A 1,467-nucleotide genomic window follows, 5' to 3' on the forward strand; every position below is an offset into this window, starting at 1 on the left:
GCCTGGGTAGGGGGAGCGCTGGCCGGCCTCTGGGCCGCCCAGCTCGGCTGGTTGCTGGGCCATCCGGGGGCCTGGGCCCGGCTGGAGCGGCTGGGCAGAGGAACTGAGCCGTGGATGGTCTTTTTGGCCCTGGCCGTGCTGGTGCGGATTCCGGTGCCGCTTTTTCCCCAGGAGTTTCCCCTTTTGGCCCTGGCCCAGATGGTTCTTCTGGCCCTCTCCGCCTTGCTTTGGGCCTTCAGGTACCTGGGAGGGCGGGCCCTCGGGCTGGCGGCGGTGGCCTTCGGCCTGGGCCTTTGGGTGGAGTTTGTGGGGAGCCGCACCGGCCTGCCCTTTGGGCGCTACACCTACGAGGGCGCTCCAGGGCCGCACCTTTGGGGGGTGCCGTTGATTGTGCCTTTGGGCTGGTTTGCCCTGGTGCTCTCGGCGCATGCCCTCGCTCGAGGTCGGCCGGTTCGGGTAGGGCTTATGGCGGTGGCCTGGGACCTAGGCCTGGAGGCCCTGATGCCCGCCCAGGGCTACTGGACCTGGCAGGACCCCCGCCCCTTTTGGTACGGGGCGCCCCTGCTCAACTACCTGGCCTGGTTTGTGGTGGGCTGGGCCCTCTCCTGGACCTACAGGCGGTTGGCTCCCGGCCTTTCGGCGGTGGGGGGGTTTGGCTGGGCCTACCGCCTGGAGGCCCTCTTTCTCCCTGCGGGGCTGGCCCTGCTGGGGTTCTGGCCCGCAGCCTTGGCCTGTGGCCTGGCGATGAATCTTCTGGCTTGGGAAAGGAGGCGGTGTGGTGGGGAGTGAGCTACGGCCGGTGCACCGGCTGCTTCGCTACGGCTTTCACCTCCTGTTCGGGCGAAGCCTGCGGCGGGGGTTGAGGGGGGTCTGGACCCGGGGCGCGCTGCCCGAGGGGGCCTGCGTGCTGGCCAGCAACCACCACTCCTGGTGGGACAGCTACCTGCTGCCGGTCTTGCTCAGCCGCTCTGGTCGGCCCTTCCGGGTCATGGTGGGGGAGCCTCGGATTAGGGAGTTCCCCTTCTTCGGGTATCTTGAGACAGTCTCGGCAGCCCGCCCCCGCGAGGCGCTGCGGGCCCTTGGGCGGGGGGAGGCGCTTTTGGTCTTTCCCGAGGGCGAGCTTCGCCCCCCGGGGCCCTTAGGGGCCTTGCGCCCGGGAGCGGTCTGGCTCGCCCGGAGGGCCGGGGTGGGATTGGTGCCGGTGGCTTCCAGGGTGGTGCTGAGGGGGCACGAGTTTCCCGAGGCCTACTTGGTTTTCGGGGAGCCCGTGGAGCCCGAGCCGGGTCTTCTGGGTAGGGCCCTGGGGGAAGCGCTGGGCTTCCTGGACGAGCTGGTGCGGACCTCTCCTGCTGAGGCGCCTTTGCCAGGCTTCTCCCTGGCCCTCCCCGGCCGAAGGAGCACCCACGAGCGGATGGCCCGCTGGGGGGCCTGGCTGGGAAGGCTGGTCGGTGGGGGTGGGTAGGGATG

General features: G+C 70.3%; 2 protein-coding genes. Both read left to right on the forward strand.

Annotated features, from left to right (window positions below):
- Positions 1-789 (forward strand): carotenoid biosynthesis protein (locus Mlute_RS15235; RefSeq protein ID WP_119361342.1); only part of this gene is annotated, 789 nt, incomplete at its 5' end.
- Complete coding sequence (locus tag Mlute_RS15240) at positions 776-1,462, forward strand: lysophospholipid acyltransferase family protein (RefSeq protein ID WP_245959008.1); 687 nt, start codon at positions 776-778, stop codon at positions 1,460-1,462. The genes Mlute_RS15235 and Mlute_RS15240, both read left to right, overlap by 14 nt.
- Positions 1,463-1,467: the final 5 nt, after the last annotated feature.

The organism is Meiothermus luteus (assembly GCF_003574085.1).
Taxonomy (GTDB): Bacteria; Deinococcota; Deinococci; order Deinococcales; family Thermaceae; genus Meiothermus; species Meiothermus luteus.